The 17,187-nt window shown below is 67.0% G+C and carries 15 protein-coding genes; 12 read left to right on the top strand and 3 right to left on the bottom strand.

The window, feature by feature from the left end:
• Window positions 1-41 precede the first annotated feature (41 nt).
• On the top strand, window positions 42-1,328 hold the full coding sequence (cytX, locus tag ABKS89_RS27410; RefSeq protein WP_138214014.1) for a putative hydroxymethylpyrimidine transporter CytX: 1,287 nt from the start codon (window positions 42-44) through the stop codon (window positions 1,326-1,328).
• 154 nt (window positions 1,329-1,482) lie between these two features.
• Here cytX and ABKS89_RS27405 read toward each other — a convergent pair whose 3' ends face one another.
• On the bottom strand, window positions 1,483-2,235 hold the full coding sequence (locus ABKS89_RS27405; RefSeq protein WP_348588336.1) for an RsiV family protein: 753 nt from the start codon (window positions 2,233-2,235) through the stop codon (window positions 1,483-1,485).
• A 228-nt stretch (window positions 2,236-2,463) separates the two neighbouring features.
• Here ABKS89_RS27405 and ABKS89_RS27400 point away from each other — a divergent pair, with 228 nt between their 5' ends.
• The 11 genes from ABKS89_RS27400 (at window position 2,464) to ABKS89_RS27350 (ending at window position 14,868) form a co-directional block, all read left to right on the top strand.
• Window positions 2,464-3,081, top strand: a complete 618-nt coding sequence (locus ABKS89_RS27400) for an NUDIX domain-containing protein (RefSeq protein ID WP_017520423.1) — start codon at window positions 2,464-2,466, stop codon at window positions 3,079-3,081.
• A complete protein-coding gene (locus ABKS89_RS27395) occupies window positions 3,072-3,530 on the top strand; it encodes a DUF1249 domain-containing protein (protein WP_045216166.1) in 459 nt (152 codons plus the stop codon). The genes ABKS89_RS27400 and ABKS89_RS27395 overlap by 10 nt, the downstream gene beginning before the upstream one ends.
• Before the next feature lie 169 nt (window positions 3,531-3,699).
• Window positions 3,700-4,509, top strand: a complete 810-nt coding sequence (cpdA, locus tag ABKS89_RS27390) for a 3',5'-cyclic-AMP phosphodiesterase (RefSeq protein WP_138214016.1) — start codon at window positions 3,700-3,702, stop codon at window positions 4,507-4,509.
• Between the two features lie 75 nt (window positions 4,510-4,584).
• Window positions 4,585-5,214 (top strand): YqiA/YcfP family alpha/beta fold hydrolase, encoded by a 630-nt coding sequence (locus ABKS89_RS27385; RefSeq protein WP_348588335.1) that lies wholly within the window; start codon window positions 4,585-4,587, stop codon window positions 5,212-5,214.
• 11 nt (window positions 5,215-5,225) lie between these two features.
• A complete protein-coding gene (gene parE / locus ABKS89_RS27380) occupies window positions 5,226-7,121 on the top strand; it encodes a DNA topoisomerase IV subunit B (protein ID WP_138214018.1) in 1,896 nt (631 codons plus the stop codon).
• Window positions 7,121-8,161 (top strand): esterase-like activity of phytase family protein, encoded by a 1,041-nt coding sequence (locus ABKS89_RS27375; protein ID WP_138214019.1) that lies wholly within the window; start codon window positions 7,121-7,123, stop codon window positions 8,159-8,161. The genes parE and ABKS89_RS27375 overlap by 1 nt, the downstream gene beginning before the upstream one ends.
• Entirely contained in the window at window positions 8,158-8,682 is a 525-nt protein-coding gene (locus tag ABKS89_RS27370; protein ID WP_138214020.1) for a retropepsin-like aspartic protease family protein, read from the top strand. The genes ABKS89_RS27375 and ABKS89_RS27370 overlap by 4 nt, the downstream gene beginning before the upstream one ends.
• A 7-nt stretch (window positions 8,683-8,689) precedes the next feature.
• Complete coding sequence (gene parC, locus ABKS89_RS27365; RefSeq protein WP_138214021.1) at window positions 8,690-10,954, top strand: DNA topoisomerase IV subunit A; 2,265 nt, start codon at window positions 8,690-8,692, stop codon at window positions 10,952-10,954.
• 152 nt (window positions 10,955-11,106) lie between these two features.
• Window positions 11,107-11,829, top strand: a complete 723-nt coding sequence (locus ABKS89_RS27360) for a PqiC family protein (RefSeq protein WP_348588334.1) — start codon at window positions 11,107-11,109, stop codon at window positions 11,827-11,829.
• Between the two features lie 244 nt (window positions 11,830-12,073).
• Window positions 12,074-13,630 carry an ArnT family glycosyltransferase gene (locus tag ABKS89_RS27355; RefSeq protein WP_348588573.1) on the top strand — a complete coding sequence of 519 codons (1,557 nt, stop codon included), beginning with the start codon at window positions 12,074-12,076 and terminating at the stop codon, window positions 13,628-13,630.
• Window positions 13,630-14,868, top strand: a complete 1,239-nt coding sequence (locus ABKS89_RS27350) for a metallophosphoesterase family protein (protein ID WP_348588333.1) — start codon at window positions 13,630-13,632, stop codon at window positions 14,866-14,868. The genes ABKS89_RS27355 and ABKS89_RS27350 overlap by 1 nt, the downstream gene beginning before the upstream one ends.
• A gap of 1 nt (window position 14,869) precedes the next feature.
• Here the strand turns inward: ABKS89_RS27350 and ABKS89_RS27345 are convergent, their stop codons facing one another.
• Window positions 14,870-15,406, bottom strand: a complete 537-nt coding sequence (locus ABKS89_RS27345; RefSeq protein WP_348588332.1) for a metal-dependent hydrolase — start codon at window positions 15,404-15,406, stop codon at window positions 14,870-14,872.
• Window positions 15,407-15,457: 51 nt separating this feature from the next.
• Window positions 15,458-17,026, bottom strand: a complete 1,569-nt coding sequence (locus tag ABKS89_RS27340; RefSeq protein WP_348588331.1) for an AhpA/YtjB family protein — start codon at window positions 17,024-17,026, stop codon at window positions 15,458-15,460.
• Between the last annotated feature and the right edge of the window lie 161 nt (window positions 17,027-17,187).

The raw sequence follows: 17,187 nt of genomic DNA, 5'->3' as shown, positions 1-17,187 counted from the left end.
GAACAAGACCCACTCCAACCACACTGAGCCCTGCACGCATCGTGACCACTACCGCCATCGACTATTCACCGACTTCCGCCGTGGGCAGCGCCCAGCGCGTGCTCGGCCTGCGCGACCTGTTCTCCCTCTGGTTCTCCCTGGGCATCGGCCTGATGGTGCTGCAGACCGGCGCCCTGCTGGCGCCGGGCCTGGGCCTGGCCGGCGCGCTCGGCGCGATCCTGCTCGGCACCCTGGTCGGCGTGCTGCTGCTGGCCAGCGCCGGGGTGATCGGCACCGACACCGGCCTGTCCGCCATGGCGTCGCTCAAGCTCAGCCTGGGCAGCCACGGCGCCGCGCTGCCGGCGCTGCTCAACCTGCTGCAGCTGGTCGGCTGGGGCGCCTTCGAGATCATCGTCATGCGCGATGCCGCCAGCCTGCTGGCGACCCGCGCCTTCGGCGAAGGCAGCCTGTGGACCAATCCGGCCCTCTGGACCCTGGTGTTCGGCGCGCTGGCGACCCTATTGGCGGTCGCCGGCCCGCTCGCCTTCGTGCGCAAGGTGCTGCGCCGCTGGGGCATCTGGCTGTTGCTCGCCGCGTGCATCTGGCTGACCTTCGACCTGTTCCAGCGCGCCGACCTGGCTGCGCTCTGGGCCAAGGCCGGCGACGGCTCGCTGTCCTTCGCCGTGGGCTTTGACATCGCCATTGCCATGCCGCTGTCGTGGCTACCGCTGATCGCCGACTACTCGCGCTTCGGCAAGCGTGCCGGGCACACCTTTACCGGCGCGGCGCTGGGCTTCTTCATCGGCTGCTTCTGGCTGATGGGCCTGGGCGTGGCCTACACCCTGGCGTTCGCCGAGGGCAGCGACGCCAATGCGCTGCTGCTGGCGCTGGCCGGCGCGGGAATGGGCATTCCGCTGCTGCTGATCCTGCTGGACGAATCGGAGAAGGCCTTCGCCGACATCCATTCGGCGGCGGTCTCCAGCGGCATCCTGCTGCCGCTCAAGGTCGAGCTGCTGGCCCTGGCCATCGGCGTGATCTGCACCCTGATCGCCTGGTTCGCGCCGCTTGCGCAGTACCAGAACTTCCTGCTGCTGATCGGCTCGGTGTTCGCGCCGCTGTTCGGCGTGGTGCTGATCGACCACTTCGTCCTGCGCCGTCGCGCGCCGGCCGCGATTCCCCACGGCCTGCGCTGGGGTTCGCTGGTTGCCTGGGGCGGTGGCGTGGTGGTGTATCACCTGCTGGCGAACTACCAGCCGGACCTGGGCGCGACCTTGCCGGCGCTGGTGGTGGCCGGTGTGCTGCAGCTGCTGCTGGGGCGCGTTGGCGCCAGGGTTCCGGCTTCGGCGTGATGCGGTTCGCGGGCATGGCCCGCTCCTACAAAAGCTGCACCCGCGCTCCGCGGCCAACTGTAGGAGCGGGCCATGCCCGCGACCGGGAACGCTCCTGAGCAGCCGGTGAATCGCGGACGAATCGCGATGGCGCTCTGGCTATTTTGATCGAGTCTTACTGCGCCCCGCGCCCCGGGAAGTAGTAGGTCTTCACGATGCCATTCAGGCGCGGATACGGAATCTTCAGCTCCGGGTGCCCGACCGAATGCGGGGCGATGCGGTCGATGTCGTACTTGAGCGTCATCGCGCCGAAGGTCAGGGCGAAGTGCTCGGTCGGCTGGAACGGCCAGTCCTTCGAGAAGTTCGGGTCCTGCTCGTCCAGCTTGTTCTGCAGGATCCACGCCTGGTGCGCCATGCGCGCCACCTTCCAGAAGTTGTCCTCCTGGCCGGGCAGAAGAATGTCCTGCAGGGTGAGCACCTTGTGGATGCGTCGATCATAATTGATGAACGCGCGGCCGGGCTGGCCGTACTCGCCGCCGGTGAAGCGATAGCTGGACAGCTCGATGATCACCAGACCGTCATGCTGTTCGCGGATCTTCGCTTGCAGGTAGGAACTCCAGCCGGGCTGGGCCGAATCGAGGAAGCGCTTCTCGTAGACGTCCAGGCTGGCGGGCGCCACACCGTCGCCTTCGCGGGCCAGTTGCAGCAGTTGCGTGTTGATCGCCTCGTTGAGCGCCGGCTCGTCGTCGAAGCTGAGGGTATCGAGGTTGAACAGCGGGCACTGCTCGCCCTGGCAACCGGGTTGGGGATGTTCGAACGCGGTGTGCTGCGCGGCCAGCGGTTCGTCGAGCGCGGGCTTGAACAGACCCTGGCATGCCCCCAATAACAGGCTGATGCCGCACAGGGCTGCTAGTTTCAGAAGTCGCATGGGATTCCTTGTCGTGGACGTTCGCCGGCAATGGAGTGGTTCGACCGCCATCGGCGCTGCCGGTTCGGCGGTTGATTATGAACCACTTTGCGAACCCCGGCTGCGTGCGGCGGTCACAGCCAATCTGGTCGTCCGGCCGCCCGCGAAAGAGGCTGCGCCTGCCCCGGCGGCGCGATAGGATGGCGCGAAGTTCAACGTACTGTCAGTAGGAACGGGAGTAGGAACGGGATGTCGGAAACGTTCAAGCCAGGCCCCCAGGACATCGAGATCCAGAAGCGCGAGCAGTGCTTCAAGGGCTTCTACAAGGTCGACCGCCTGCACCTGCGGCACCGCCAGTTCGCCGGCGGCATGGGCCCGGTGCTCAAGCGCGAGTTGTTCGTGCGCCACGATGCCGTGTGCGTGCTGCCCTACGATCCGCAGCGCGATGAAGTGGTGCTGATCGAGCAGTTCCGCGTCGGCGCCATGGACGCCGGGGTCAATCCCTGGCTGATGGAACTGGTGGCAGGGCTGATCGACAAGGACGAGGAGCCCGAGGAAGTCGCCCGCCGCGAAGCGGTGGAAGAGGCCGGCCTGACCCTCGGCGCACTCTGGCCGATCGCCCAGTACCTGCCGTCGCCCGGTGGCAGCAACGAGCTGGTGCACCTGTTCGTCGGCCGCTGCGACAGCAGCAACGCCTCGGGCATCCACGGGCTGGAGGAGGAGGGCGAGGACATCCGCGTCCATGTCATGCCGTTCGAGGAAGCACTGCAGGCCGTACGTGACGGCCGCATCAACAACGCGGCGAGCATGCTCGCCCTGCAATGGCTGGCGCTCAACCGCGCCGAGGTTAGGGGGTTATGGGTGTGAATCTGTTGCGCGAGCGCTATCGCGTCGACCTGGCGGGTCTGCAGGCGACCTGCGAGGCGAACTACTTGCGCCTGATGCGCCTGTTGCCGGAAATGCGTGAGGCCCAGGTCTCGCGCCGCGTGGCGCTCAGCGAAGGCGAGCGTCTGCTTGGCGTGCTGGCGCTGGATGTGATCGAAGCCTGCCCCTACACCACCGTGCTGCAGGTGCGCCAGGAGCTGGGCCTGCCCTGGCTGCCGGCGCCCAAGCTGGAAGTGCGGGTGTACCACGACGCGCGCATGGCCGAGGTGGTCGGAGCCGAGCAGGCACGTCGCCTGCTGGCGATCTACCCCTACCCGAACCAGGCGATGCACCAGCCGGACGAGAAGAACCAGCTCAACCAGTTCCTCGGTGAATGGCTGAGCCACTGCCTGTCCTGCGGCCACGAGCTGGAGCCGGTGCTGCAACGCTGAAATCGCGATGATGGCCATGTGACATGGTTGCGCGTGATATCCTGCCCGCCCATCGCAGACTCGTGTCCCTAACTGTGATCTGTGACGCTTTCCCGGTTTGCTCAGGGGGGCGCCTGTCACCATACTTCGTCACGAATTCCCGCACGCCCGCCTCACAGGAGAAGGCGTTTTGCCCACCCAGCCCACCGCTTCCGATTCCGTCCTGGTCGTCCAGCTTTCCGACAGCCACCTGTTCGCGCAAGAGAACGGCCGGCTGCTGGGTATGGACACCGCCGACAGCCTGACGCAGGTCGTCCGTCTGGTGGGCGAGGAGCAACCGGTAATCGACCTGGTGCTGGCCACGGGTGACCTTTCCCAGGATGGTTCGGTCGAGTCCTACCAGCGCTTCCGCGCCATCACCGCGCCGATCGCCGCCGCGACTCGCTGGTTCCCCGGCAATCACGACGAAATGGAGCCGATGCGCGAAGCCGCCGCCGGCACCGACCTGCTCGACCCGGTGATCGACCTGGGCGCCTGGCGGGTGATCCTGCTGGACTCCACCATTCCCGGCGCGGTGCCGGGGCAGATGACCGTCGAGCAGATCCAGCTGCTGGAGCGCGCCATCCAGGCCGCGCCGGACAAGCACCTGCTGATCAGCTTCCATCACCATCCGGTATCCATCGGCAGCCAGTGGATGGACCGCATCGGCATCTACAACCCGGAACGGCTGTTCGCCGTCATCGACCGCCACCCGAACGTGCGCTGCCTGCTCTGGGGACATGTGCATCAGGAAATCGACCGCATGCGCGGTGACGTACGCCTGCTGGCCTCTCCGTCGACCTGCGTGCAGTTCACTCCGGGCAGCGAGGACTTCTGCGTCGACAGCCCGGCGCCGGGCTACCGCTGGTTGCGGCTGATGGCAGATGGTGAAGTGCAGACCGGCGTTTCGCGAGTGACCGACATCGAGTTCGAAGTCGATTACAGCATCAAGGGCTATTGAACGGTCACGCTTCGAACGCCTTGCGACGCTGACCCACTTGCGGCATGCCACTTGCAGCTTGTAGCCTCCCGGCCCATGACCGCATTCCTCTATATCCACGGATTCAACAGTTCGCCCGGCTCGCAGAAGGCGCGCCAGTTCACGGCTGCCATGGAGCGCCTGGGCCTGGCCGAGCAACTGCGCGTGCCCGCGCTGCATCACCATCCGCGCAAGGCTTTGGCGCAACTGGAAGCCGCCGTCGCCGAACTGGGCCAGCCGCTGCTGATCGGCAGCTCCCTGGGCGGCTACTACGCGACGTACCTGGCCGAGCGCCATGGCCTGAAGGCCGTGCTGATCAACCCGGCCGTGGCGCCGCACCGACTGTTCGACGGCCAGCTCGGCCCGCAGACCAACTACTACAGCGGCGAGACCTGGGAACTGACCCTGGATCACGTTGCCGCGCTGGCGGAACTTGAAGTCCCCGCGCCCATCGACGGCTCGCGCTACCAGGTGTGGCTGCAGACCGCCGACGAAACCCTCGACTACCGCGCCGCCGAGCGCTACTACCGGGGCGGCGCGTTGCGCATCGAGTCCGGTGGCGACCACGGCTTCCAGCGCTTCGTCAGCCATCTGCCGGCGCTCCTGGCCTTTGCCGGGGTGCCGTCCAGCCAGTGGCGCGACGTGGATTTCTCCGAATTTGAAGCCATCACCTCTTCGACTGATTAAGCAGGAACCCCATGGCCCAGCAGAACGCCTATAACGCAGACGCCATCGAGGTTCTCTCCGGCCTCGACCCGGTGCGCAAGCGCCCGGGCATGTACACCGACACCTCGCGGCCCAACCACCTGGCCCAGGAAGTCATCGACAACAGCGTCGACGAAGCCCTCGCCGGCCACGCCAAGAGCGTGCAGGTGATCCTCCACGAGGACAACTCGCTGGAAGTGATCGACGACGGCCGCGGCATGCCGGTGGATATCCACCCCGAAGAAGGCGTGCCCGGTGTCGAGCTGATCCTCACCAAGCTGCACGCCGGCGGCAAGTTCTCCAACAAGAACTACCAGTTCTCCGGCGGCCTGCACGGCGTGGGCATCTCGGTGGTGAACGCGCTGTCGACCCTGGTCGAGGTGCGGGTCAAGCGTGACGGCAACGAATACCGCATGACCTTCGCCGACGGCTTCAAGTCCAGCGACCTCGAGGTCGTCGGTACTGTCGGCAAACGCAATACCGGCACCAGCGTGCACTTCTGGCCGGACGCCAAGTACTTCGACTCGCACAAGTTTTCCGTCAGCCGCCTCAAGCACGTGCTCAAGGCCAAGGCCGTGCTGTGCCCGGGGCTGCTGGTCAGCTTCGAGGACAAGTCCAGCGGCGAGCGCATCGAGTGGCACTACGAGGACGGCCTGCGTTCCTACCTGGTCGACTCGGTCTCCGAGAACCTGCGCCTGCCCGACGAGCCGTTCTGCGGCTCGCTGGCCGGCAACAAGGAAGCGGTGGACTGGGCCCTGCTGTGGCTGCCCGAGGGCGGCGAATCGCTGCAGGAAAGCTACGTCAACCTGATCCCCACCGCCCAGGGCGGCACCCACGTCAACGGCCTTCGCCAGGGCCTGCTGGATGCGATGCGCGAATTCTGCGAATTCCGCAACCTGCTGCCGCGCGGCGTGAAGCTGGCCCCGGAAGACGTCTGGGAACGCATCGCCTTCGTCCTCTCGATGAAGATGCAGGAGCCGCAGTTCTCCGGCCAGACCAAGGAGCGCCTGTCTTCCCGCGAGGCCGCCGCATTCGTCTCCGGTGTGGTCAAGGACGCCTTCAGTCTGTGGCTCAACGCCCACCCCGAGCTGGGCCTGCAGCTGGCCGAACTGGCCATCAGTAACGCCGGCCGCCGCCTCAAGGCGGGCAAGAAGGTCGAGCGCAAGAAGATCACCCAGGGCCCGGCGCTGCCCGGCAAACTGGCCGACTGCGCGGGGCAGGACCCGATGCGCTCCGAGCTGTTCCTGGTGGAAGGTGACTCCGCCGGCGGCTCGGCCAAGCAGGCGCGCGACAAGGAGTTCCAGGCGATCATGCCGCTGCGCGGGAAGATCCTGAACACCTGGGAAGTGGACGGCGGCGAAGTGCTCGCCAGCCAGGAAGTCCACGACATCGCCGTGGCCATCGGCGTCGATCCGGGCGCGGCCGACCTGAGCCAACTGCGCTACGGCAAGATCTGTATCCTCGCCGACGCCGACTCCGACGGCCTGCACATCGCCACCCTGCTGTGCGCGCTGTTCGTCCGTCACTTCCGCCCGCTGGTGGAAGCCGGCCATGTCTACGTCGCCATGCCGCCGCTGTTCCGTATCGACCTGGGCAAGGAAGTCTTCTACGCCCTGGACGAAGCCGAGCGCGACGGCATCCTCGACCGCCTGGCCGCCGAGAAGCGCCGTGGCAAGCCTCAGGTCACCCGATTCAAGGGCCTGGGCGAGATGAACCCGCCGCAGCTGCGCGAAACCACCATGGACCCGAACACCCGCCGGCTGGTCCAGCTGACCCTGGAAGACACCGAGGGCACCGTGGAGATGATGGACATGCTGCTGGCCAAGAAACGCGCCGGCGACCGCAAGTCCTGGCTGGAAACCAAGGGCAACCTGGCGGACATCGCCTGATGCGCTGGCTGTTGGTTTCGCTTGGGCTTTGCGCCGGCCTTGCCGTCGCCGCCCAGGCTCCCGAGCAGGCTCCCAGGGCTGCCGCGCCGTTCGCCACGCCCATGGCGCCGGCGTCGCTGCAGTTCGTCGCGGAACATCCGGTGGAAGGTATGCCCAGCGGCAACCTCTCCGGGCTCGCGCTGTGCGGCAACGAGATGTGGACGGTGTCCGACCGCGACGACGACCGCATCTATCGCCTGCTGATCGACGAGACGCCGGGCAAGGCCTGGCAGGCCAGTGCCGAACCCTTCGTGGTGCCGGGCACGCCGGAAAGCGGCCTGTCCTGGGGCACCCGCGCGCGGGTCAGCATCGGCGGCCTGCTGCGTGGCGGCGCCATGGACTTCGAAGGCATCAGCTGCGACCAGGCGGGCAACCGCTATGTGGTCAGCGAGGGTTATGCCGCCGTCCTGCTGCTGCCCGCCGTCGGCGAACCGAGCTGGCTGCCGTTACCGCAGAACCTGCTGCGCCAGGCCCGCGCCAGTGGCCTGCTGATGGAATTCAATGCGCTCTACGAAGGCATCGCCATTAGCGCCGACGGCAAGCAGCTGTGGCTGGCCGCCGAGCGTCAGCGCCGCGGCCTGCTCAAGGTGCATAACGAGAACGGCACCTGGAAGTGCGATGGCAACTGCGTGATGCTCAGCGAAGGCGGCACCGCGCTGCCGCCGCCGGAGCTGGGCGCCGAGCGCGCCCTGCCGATCGATTTCTCCGACCTCGCGCTGTACAAGGACAAGCTGTTCACCCTGGAGCGCCTGGCGCACCAGATCTGCCGCCGCGATGCCAAAAGCGGCGTGCAGGAGCTGTGCTGGTCCTTCGCCGCCGGTGCGTTGGCCCCGGAACGGCGCTACGACCTGCCTTACGGCGTGGCCGAAGCGCTGATCCTCGACGACCAGGGAGCCTGGATCGGCCTGGACAACGGCGAGCACGCCCGCGCCGATGGCGACAGTCGCCCCTACGTGCTGCGCTTCGCAGCGCCGGCTGGCGGCTGGCTCGGTGGCAAATGAACGACGCGGTGCCGGGCAAGCGGATCGGCAAGATCATGATGTTCCTCGCCTGGGGCGCGGGCATCCTGCTGGCGACCCGCTATTTCGGTGCCTGGGAAACCCGTCAGCACAACCCCAACCCGCAGCCGCAGTCGACCCGCGGCGACGGCTACGTGGAAGTGCGGCTGATCGGCAATCGCGCCGGCCACTACGTGGTGGACGGCAGGATCAGCAACGAGACGGTGACCTTCATGCTCGACACCGGTGCCACCCAGGTGGCCCTGCCGCAGCGCCTGGCCGACCGCCTCGGCCTGCCGCGCGGCTTGCCGGTGACCCTGGACACCGCCAACGGCCGCAGTCAGGGCTGGCGCACGCGCCTGCCCAGCCTGCAGCTTGGCGACATCCGCCTGACCGATGTGCCGGCGCTGATCGCGCCGGGCATGGAGGGCGACGAGGTGCTGCTCGGCATGAGCGCACTCAGACAACTCGATTTCACCCAGCAGGACGGCACCCTGGTGCTGCGCCAGCGATCTACACCGTGAGGCACGCATGAGCGAAACCCTCGATCTGAGTCTGGAGGGCGTGGAGCGCCGGTCACTGGCCGACTTCACCGAACAGGCTTACCTGAACTACTCCATGTACGTGATCATGGACCGCGCCCTGCCGCACATCGGCGACGGTCTGAAGCCCGTACAGCGGCGCATCGTCTACGCCATGAGCGAACTGGGTCTGGACGCCGACTCCAAGCACAAGAAATCGGCGCGTACCGTCGGCGACGTGCTGGGTAAATACCACCCCCACGGCGACTCGGCGTGCTACGAAGCCATGGTGCTGATGGCGCAGCCGTTCTCCTACCGCTACCCGCTGGTGGACGGCCAGGGCAACTGGGGTGCGCCGGACGATCCCAAGTCCTTCGCCGCCATGCGTTACACCGAGGCCCGCCTGTCGCGCTATGCCGAGACCCTGCTGTCCGAGCTGGGCCAGGGCACCGCGGACTGGGTGCCGAACTTCGATGGCACCCTGGATGAGCCGGCCGTGCTGCCGGCGCGCCTGCCGAACCTGCTGCTCAACGGCACCACCGGCATCGCCGTGGGCATGGCCACCGACATTCCGCCGCACAACCTGCGCGAAGTGGCCGCTGCCTGCATCCGCCTGCTGGATGAGCCGCAAGCGACCATCGTCGACCTGATGGAGCACGTCCAGGGCCCGGATTTCCCCACCGAAGCGGAAATCATCACCCCCCGTGCCGACCTGCAGAAGATCTACGAAACCGGCCGAGGCTCGGTGCGCATGCGCGCCGTGTACCGCGTCGAGGACGGTGACATCGTGGTCACCGCGCTGCCGCACCAGGTCTCCGGGGCCAAGGTGCTGGAGCAGATCGCAGGGCAGATGCAGGCCAAGAAGCTGCCAATGGTGGCCGACCTGCGCGACGAGTCGGACCACGAGAACCCGACCCGCATCGTCATCATCCCGCGCTCCAACCGCGTGGATGCCGAAGAGCTGATGACCCACCTGTTCGCCACCACCGATCTGGAAAGCTCGTACCGGGTGAACATGAACGTCATCGGCCTGGACGGCAAACCCCAGGTCAAGGACCTGCGCCAGGTGCTGAGCGAGTGGCTGACCTACCGCACCGACACCGTGCGCCGCCGCCTGCAGTTCCGCCTGGACAAGGTCGAGCGCCGCCTGCACCTGTTGGAAGGCTTGCTGGTCGCCTTCCTCAACCTCGACGAAGTCATCCACATCATCCGCACCGAGGACCAGCCCAAGCCGGTCCTGATGCAGCGCTTCGAGCTCTCCGAGCTGCAGGCCGACTACATCCTCGACACTCGCCTGCGTCAGCTGGCGCGCCTGGAAGAGATGAAGATCCGCGGCGAGCAGGACGAGCTGGCCAAGGAGCGCGCCAAGCTGCTGGCGATTCTGGGTTCCAACGCCAAGCTGCGCAAACTGGTGCGTGACGAACTGCTGGCCGACGCCGAGACCTACGGTGACAACCGCCGTTCGCCCATCGTCGCCCGCGCCGAAGCCCGCGCCCTGTCGGAAACCGAGCTGATGCCGACCGAGCCGGTGACCGTGGTGCTGTCCGAAAAAGGCTGGGTGCGTTGCGCCAAGGGGCACGACATCGACGCCACCGGCCTGTCGTACAAGGCCGGCGACGGCTTCAAGGTGGCCGCGCCGGGCCGCTCGAACCAGTACGCGGTATTCATCGACTCCACGGGGCGCAGCTACTCGCTGGCGGCCCACAGCCTGCCGTCCGCCCGTGGCCAGGGCGAGCCGCTCACCGGCCGCCTGACACCGCCGCCGGGCGCGTCCTTCGATCGCGTGTTGCTGCCGGAGGATAATGCCCTGTATGTGCTGGCCTCCGACGCCGGCTACGGCTTCGTCGCCAAGGGCGAGGACATGCAGGCCAAGAACAAGGCCGGCAAGGCGCTGCTGAGCCTGCCCAACGGCGCGCAGGTCATGGCGCCGCGGCCGGTCGCCGACCTGGAGCAGGACTGGATCGCCGCCGTCACCACCGAAGGCCGGCTGCTGCTGTTCAAGGTGTCCGACCTGCCGCAACTGGCCAAGGGCAAGGGCAACAAGATCATCAGCGTACCGGGCGACCGCGTCGCGAGCCGCGAGGAGTACCTCACCGACCTCGCCGTACTTCCGACGGGCGCGACTCTGGTGCTGCAGGCAGGCAAGCGGACGCTCTCGCTCAAGGGTGACGACCTGGAGCACTACAAGGGCGAAAGGGGCCGTCGGGGCAATAAACTGCCGCGCGGTTTCCAGCGAGTGGACGCCTTGCTGGTAGAATCGCTGTCTCAGGATTGAAACGCGGCTCGATACACTCTGCCTCTGGAGCTGAGGCGCCGGTTAAGGGATGATATGTCCCTTTGGGTAACCGGCGCCGCGGCGCGTTGCCTGAAGTCATATTGGTTTTTGTTGGAAGTAGCGCCGATATTCGGCGAATGACGGTGATCCAGATGAGCGCATTGCGCGCCTTGGCCTATCTTTCCCTCGTCAGCCTCCTCGGGCTGGCGGGTTGTACGGTGAATCGACCGACCCAGCTGTTCCAGCTGGATGCGGGTGCGGTTCCCGTCCCGACCCGTGACAACGGTGTCGCCGTACTGCTCGGCCCGGTCTCCCTGGCCGATTACCTGAAGCGCGAGACCATGGTCCAGCGCCAGGCTGACGGAATCCTCAACCTGTCTACCGAAGCCCGCTGGGCCGGCAGTCTCGAGACCAACGTCAGCCAGCAGCTGATGCGCCTGCTCTCGGGTGAGCTGGACAGCACCCGCCTGGCGCTGTTCCCGGAGAAGCCTGGCTTCACTCCGCAGGTCCAGGTCATGCTGACCATCAGCCGCCTGGACTCCGGCCCCAAGGAGCCGGCGGTGCTGGAGGCGCGCTGGCGTCTGCTCGACCCGAAGGGTGAACTGCGCGACAGCCGCGTCTTCCGTGAGGAGGAGGCGCATTCGGGTAGCGTGCAGGACCAGGTGCGTGCGCAGGGCGACCTGCTGCGCAAGCTGTCCGTGCAACTGGCCCGTGACGTGCGACCAGTTGCCGCAGCGGTTGCCGAGCAGCAGGCGGCGCCGCCTCGCAAGCCGGCGGTGGCCAACTCCGAGCAGGCCGCCAAGCCCAAGGAAGAGGGGCCGAAGATCCCGCTGGTGGTGCCGATCCGCACCGATGTCGAGGTCTACCGCTTCTAGGTCGATCCTCGCGATTGCAGTATTCACGGCCCGCACAGCATAGCTTTGCGGGCCGTTTTGCTTCTGCCGTGGCCTGTTTTGACATCTTCTTGACGGCCCCCGTGGTATCTACGGGCGCTTGTGCAGGTTATTGGCGCCCGGACGTTTCCGCGCGGAACCTGCGAGAGACTCGCGCGTGTCGTCACTCCCTCAATTCCCCGGTGTTCAGGCGGATTTCGCCCTGGGTCGTCAGACGCTTTGCGTCATGCTGGCGGCGCTGGTGCTGTTCCTGCTCGGTGTGCGGGGCGATGCCTTCATCGGCTTCGACTCGCGCTTCGTGCTGTTCGCGCGTGAAATGCTGCGCCATGGGCCGGGCTGGTTCCCGTCCACCTACGGCGCGCCGTATCCGGACTACCCGGCGACCTCGACCTTCCTGATCTACCTGCTGTCGCTGCCGCTGGGCCGCGTCACCGAATTCACCGCGTGGCTGCCCACCGCGCTGGCAGGGGCGATCTGCACCGGCGTGGTGTATCGCCTGGTAGCTCCGTTCTCGCGAACCTGGGCGCTGATCAGCGTGGCGATGCTGCTGCTGACCGCAACCTTCCTCAGCGAAACGCGGGCCGTGTCCCTCGATCTGATGGTGGCTGCCGTCGCCCTGCTGGCCTTCTACGTCGCCTTCCATAGCGAGCGCCATGGCGTGCCAGGCTTGCTGCTGCGCCTGCTGCCGCTGCTGCTGCTCGGTTTCGCGCTGCGCGGCCCGTTGGGGCTGGTGGTGCCGGCGGGCATGGTGTGCAGTCAACTGCTGCTGGACCGGCGCTGGAAGCCGCTGGTCGCCTTCTCGGCGAGCGCGCTGGCGCTGCTGATCCTCTGCGTGTTCGCGCTGATCGCCCTGGCGCGCATGGTGGGTGGCGAGGCCTTCGTCCAGGACGTCTTGCAGATGCAGGTGATCGGTCGCCTGGACGGTTCCGCCGGCTCCAGCGGTGCGCTGTATTACTTCCGTAGCTCCCTGGGCAATTACGCGCTGGCCTTCCCGTTGGCGCTGCCGGCGCTGGCGCTGCTCTGGCAGCGTCGCCGCGAGCCGGCGTTCCGCCTGGTGGCGGGCTGCGCCCTGGCGGCGCTGGTAGTCATGGCCGGGCTCTCGGTGCCGCAGGCCAAGAAGGCGCGCTACATCATCGCGCTGGCGCCGCTGGCCGCCATCGTGGCGGGCTACCCGTTCATGGTCGCCGGCAGCCGCCTGGCGCAGGTACTGCGTGGCTTGCTGCGCGTGCTGTGGGTGGCCCTGCCGGCCCTACTGCTGGCGGGTTTGTGGCTGGCCTGGAAGCGTTTTCCGCAGGAGCTTGCCGCGCTGGGCTGGCACTTGCCCGCGTGCATCGTGGTGCTTGCCGCGCTGCTGGCCTTCGGCGCCCTGCGCTGGCGCCGTCCGGCAGCACTGGCGCTGGGTGCTGCGCTTGCGCTGTGGGCGAGTTACATCCTGGTCTTCGAGCCGATGGAACACCGTCTGTACGACAGTCAGGCGTTTTCCCGCGAGGTGCTGCGCCAACTCGACGCGCAGCCCGCGCCCCTGGCGCTCTATGGCATGGCGCCGGACGCGCAGGCGATCAAGCTGATGGTCAACCTCGACCGCGACCTGAAGCCGCTGTTCCTCGACCGCCCTGAGCAGTTGGTGGCGCAGGGCGGCCCGTTCTACCTGATGATCCAGGCCCGCGATGCCGAGCGCATAGTCGCCACCTTGCCGGCGGCCTCCCAGCTGTTGTTCGAAGGCCGTTTCGACAAGGACACCTTCCGCCTGCTGCGCCTTCCCGGAGTGGGCTCCAAGCCGTGATGAAAGCACTGACCTCCCTGCTCGCCGGCTGCCTGCTGCTGGGCGGCTGCGGTGATTCCGATACCCAGGATGTGGTCGAACGAGACCAGGCGTTCTTCCGCCAGCACCCGTTGCCAGCGCTGGAGATCACGTCCGGCGGCGGCAGCTTCGTGCTGCCCCTGTTGCCCGATACCCAGTTCTATGCGGAGAACAACCACCGCAAGCGTCACCTGTTCCGCAGCGAACAGCGCTTCCCCGACCTGCCGTATCAGCCGGCGCTGGCGTTCTTCGCGCAGACTTTCTGGCTGGCCAAGTACGCCGAGGTACTGCAGGTCCCGCTGGTGGTGCACCTGGGCGACGTGGTGGAAAACGCCGGCGTCGCCACCCAGTGGCAGACCGCCAGCGGCGCCATGCGCACGCTGGAGGAACGCGGCGTGCCCTATAGCATCGCTACGGGTGAGCGTGATGTGCACGAAGAGGCCAGCACGGATGACCGCCGCTCCTTCCTCGATCGTTTCGCGGATCACTTCGGCCCCGAGCGAGCCGCCTGGCAGAGCACCTACGTCGGCAGCGACCCCAAGGGCCTGAGCCAGGTGCACCTGTTCCAGCGCTACGGCCAGTCGTTCCTGCTGCTGGCGCTGGACTGGAGCCCATCCGAGGCCACCCTGACGTGGGCGCAGAGCGTCATCGACGAGCATCCCCATGTGCCGGTGATTCTCGCCTCGCACAGCATCCTGCGGCGCAGTGCTGGCGGCGTGGCGGAGCTGTCTCGCGAAGACAACGCCAGCGGCGCGCTGCTATGGGATCGGCTGATTCGCCGTAACGATCAGGTATTTCTTACCCTGAACGCCCATGCCGATGGCGCGGCGCACACGCGGATGCTCAACGACCTGGGGCACAGCGTGGACATGGTGATGGTCGACTACCAGCACCAGTACCTGGGCGGTAACGGCCTGCTGCAGTTGCTGGAGCTGGACCTGCGGCGCAACAGCCTCGCGGGATTGTCGCTGTCGCCCTGGGTGCTGTGGAAGCGTCAGGTCTACCCGCAGGCTTACAAGCCCTGCGCGACGCCACAAGCCCTGCATGATTGCGATCAACTGATGCCGGAGGATTCGCCCGGCTGGGACAACCGCTTCCAGATCGAGCTGGATTACCAGGCGCGGTTCAGCAGCTTCCAGGGCTACAGCGCGAACCTGCCTTTGCCGAGCACGCAGGCGCCATTGCTGGAGCAACTTCAGATGCAGCTGGGCAAGCGCTGAGTCAGTCGTTGCGACGCAGGGCGCGGCGCAGGCCGATGCCGGCCAGCGCCACGCCCAGGCAGGGCAGCCAGACCCAGCGCGCCTCCGAGATCAGCACCTCCAGCCCGCGCGGGCTGAGGAAGCGTGACAGGCCGATGGGCGAGACTTCGATGGGGTGCAGCGGCAGGAAGTAGCGCTGATCGCTCCACGGCCAGAACCAGGCGACGCCCAGGCCGCCGTCGGTCATCGCATCCAGCACACTGTGAGAGGTGGTGGCGAGTCCCACCCACAGGCCGGCCTTCAGCGGGCCGCTGCTCAGCAGGCGGCAGCACAGCGCTCCGAGCACACCCATGCACGCCGCGAACAGCAGGGAATGGCTGAAGCCGCGATGACCGAAGGCATCGTTATAGGCAATGCCCAACTTGAAGGCGACCACATCGAGGTCGGGCAGGCAGGCGGCGAGCATGCCGGCCAACAGCAGGCGCGGTGGGATGAAGCGTGAGCCGAGCGCAAGGCCCACGGCGAGCGCGGGCAGGGGATGGGTGATCAGGGTGGTCATGGAATCCTTTCCACGAGGGGCCAGGCGGCCCCACCTCTCATTCTATTGGTGTCAGGTGGTGCGCAGGGCGCGCATGCGCGAGAGCTGGCGTTCGAGCATGGAAGGATAAGGTTCCTTCAGCCATTCCACACAGCAGGCATTTTCCGGGCTGGCGATAGGGCGAATACGTGCGCGCTCGCGGACTTTTTCATCGTCGCCGATGGATTTCTCCACCAGCAGCAGGTTGCGGCTGTGCTGGCTCAGGGCCAGGGCATCCTGGGCGGAAGAATCCTGCAGCAGCTCGGCCTGTTCCAGGTCGGCAACGTCCTCGCCGAGCACCAGACCCAGTTGCAGTTGCAGGGTGATGCCGCTGTCGGCCACCTCGATCTGCAGGGCATGGCCCAGGGCACGCATCAGCTCGCCGCAGCACAGGGCGTTGGTGAGGAATTCCTCGTCCTGGTCGCGACTGTGGAAGAGGATCAGGCTGCCGCCGTCGCTGAGGGTGTAGAGCGTGCCCTTGTACAGGCGCGCGGCCTGTTCCAGGCAATCGCGGTAGCGCTGCAGCAGGTCGACCAGGCGGGCGCGCGGCAGGCGACGCAGCTGTTCCTGGGCGCCCAGTTGTACCGCCAGTACGGCGCTGGTGCCGGCGGAAACCGGCTCCGGCTCGGCTTCGGGCTGTTCTTCTTCGACGCCGATCTCGTCTTCGGCTTCCTCTTCCGTCACCGCCTCGAATTCTTCCTCGGGGAAGTCCTCGTCGGCGTCGGCCCTGCGGCGCGCGGCGGGGGCGAGCAGTTCGTCGTCGGAGAAGATGTTCTCGTCGAATTCATGTTCGTCAGTGGCGCCAGCGGCTTCCAGAGACGGCTCCTTGGCAGCGGGCTTGCCAACCTTGGCCGGCGCTTTCGGGCGCGGCGCAGGGGTGCTGACCACTGGCTCGGGGGCCGGCGGCTTCTCCGGCGCCAGGCGCGCCTGGAGCTGACGGGCGAGGTCGCCGATCTCGTTCTGCAGGCCGGCTCCCGGCGCGCTGTCGTCCGGATCGCGCAGCCAGACACGAAGCTGTAACAACGGTGTGGAAATCTGCCGCCCCAGGCGCAGGCCGAAGGTCAGGGTGAGCAGCAGCAGGATCAGGCTGATCAGCCCCATGCTCTGCAGGCTGACGGTCATCGGCTGCTCGAACTGGTGCATGTCGAGGCTGATGCGCAGGTGGCCGGCGATCACTTCCTGGAAGGTGATAGGCGTGGAGTACAGGCCTTCGGCGTCTCCCAGCAGGCCCTGCTTGGGCCGCGTGCCGGACTCGGCGAGGATGCGGTTGTCCACGCTGTAGATGGCCGCGTGGGCCACCAGCGGGTTCTTGGTCAGGTTGTTGAGCAGCACGTTGAGGCTGAGGATGTCGTTGGACACCAGCAACTCGGTGGCTGACTGCGCAGTCTGCGTGGTCAGGCTCTGGCCAAGGGCGTCGGCCTGCTGCTGCATGGCCTGCTTGAACTGCAGGCCCATCACGCAGGCGTAGATCACCAGGGCCGTGGCCACCAACAGCAAGCTGTGGACGGCGATGCGCAGGGCAATCGGCACGCGGCGCTGGCGCAGGGCGTGGAAGAGCAGCAGGAAGAAATTGTCGGGCTTGACGGAGGTGGGCCGGGTCACAGCGGGCTCGGTCTTCTCTAGGGCAGATGCGGGGCAGTATAACGAGGCCCTACCGGGGGGCAAAGCGCCGCAGGCGCTGTCAAGGCGGCGAAAGTCTGCGCGGCGCGTCGATCTGCCGTGCATTCCGATCGGCGGTGTCGCCTCTTGATCAGCGGCCGGAC

It is taken from the genome of Pseudomonas sp. LABIM340, from assembly GCF_040017195.2.
GTDB lineage: Bacteria > Pseudomonadota > Gammaproteobacteria > Pseudomonadales > Pseudomonadaceae > Pseudomonas.
This window is presented reverse-complemented; position numbering and strand designations above follow the sequence as displayed.

What these genes read in the sequence shown, in the direction of transcription:
- ABKS89_RS27405 (WP_348588336.1), bottom strand. Translation starts at nt 2,235, where the DNA reads ATGCGACTTCTGAAACTAGCAGCCCTGTGCGGCATCAGCCTGTTATTG.
- ABKS89_RS27400 (WP_017520423.1), top strand. Translation starts at nt 2,464, where the DNA reads ATGTCGGAAACGTTCAAGCCAGGCCCCCAGGACATCGAGATCCAGAAG.
- parC (WP_138214021.1), top strand. Translation starts at nt 8,690, where the DNA reads ATGAGCGAAACCCTCGATCTGAGTCTGGAGGGCGTGGAGCGCCGGTCA.
- ABKS89_RS27345 (WP_348588332.1), bottom strand. Translation starts at nt 15,406, where the DNA reads ATGACCACCCTGATCACCCATCCCCTGCCCGCGCTCGCCGTGGGCCTT.
- ABKS89_RS27355 (WP_348588573.1), top strand. Translation starts at nt 12,074, where the DNA reads ATGCTGGCGGCGCTGGTGCTGTTCCTGCTCGGTGTGCGGGGCGATGCC.
- ABKS89_RS27375 (WP_138214019.1), top strand. Translation starts at nt 7,121, where the DNA reads ATGCGCTGGCTGTTGGTTTCGCTTGGGCTTTGCGCCGGCCTTGCCGTC.
- ABKS89_RS27360 (WP_348588334.1), top strand. Translation starts at nt 11,107, where the DNA reads ATGAGCGCATTGCGCGCCTTGGCCTATCTTTCCCTCGTCAGCCTCCTC.
- ABKS89_RS27395 (WP_045216166.1), top strand. Translation starts at nt 3,072, where the DNA reads ATGGGTGTGAATCTGTTGCGCGAGCGCTATCGCGTCGACCTGGCGGGT.
- parE (WP_138214018.1), top strand. Translation starts at nt 5,226, where the DNA reads ATGGCCCAGCAGAACGCCTATAACGCAGACGCCATCGAGGTTCTCTCC.
- ABKS89_RS27385 (WP_348588335.1), top strand. Translation starts at nt 4,585, where the DNA reads ATGACCGCATTCCTCTATATCCACGGATTCAACAGTTCGCCCGGCTCG.
- ABKS89_RS27370 (WP_138214020.1), top strand. Translation starts at nt 8,158, where the DNA reads ATGAACGACGCGGTGCCGGGCAAGCGGATCGGCAAGATCATGATGTTC.
- ABKS89_RS27350 (WP_348588333.1), top strand. Translation starts at nt 13,630, where the DNA reads ATGAAAGCACTGACCTCCCTGCTCGCCGGCTGCCTGCTGCTGGGCGGC.